The 255-nt window shown below is 44.3% G+C and carries 2 tRNA genes; both read left to right on the plus strand.

Going from position 1 to position 255, the window contains the following annotated elements:
- Positions 1 to 68: transfer RNA gene (locus EXT43_RS20560), tRNA-Thr, on the plus strand.
- Positions 69 to 182: 114 nt separating this feature from the next.
- Positions 183 to 255: transfer RNA gene (locus EXT43_RS20565), tRNA-Phe, on the plus strand.

Below are 255 nucleotides of genomic sequence, written 5' to 3' on the forward strand. Positions count from 1 at the left end.
AGCTCAGTTGGTAGAGCAACTGACTTGTAATCAGTAGGTCATCCGTTCAACTCGGATAGTCGGCACCATTTATTTAAACATCAAGCTTCTAGCTTTTTGTTATGCCCAGATAGCTCACTCGGTAGAGCCATCGGGAATTGCATTGAAAATCCTTGTTGATATTCTGCATAAAACTAAATTTTGCCCAGATAGCTCAGTCGGTAGAGCAGAGGATTGAAAATCCTCGTGTCGGTGGTTCGATTCCGCCTCTGGGCA

The organism is Pseudoalteromonas sp. CO109Y (genome assembly GCF_004208935.1).
GTDB classification, from domain to species: domain Bacteria; phylum Pseudomonadota; class Gammaproteobacteria; order Enterobacterales; family Alteromonadaceae; genus Pseudoalteromonas; species Pseudoalteromonas shioyasakiensis.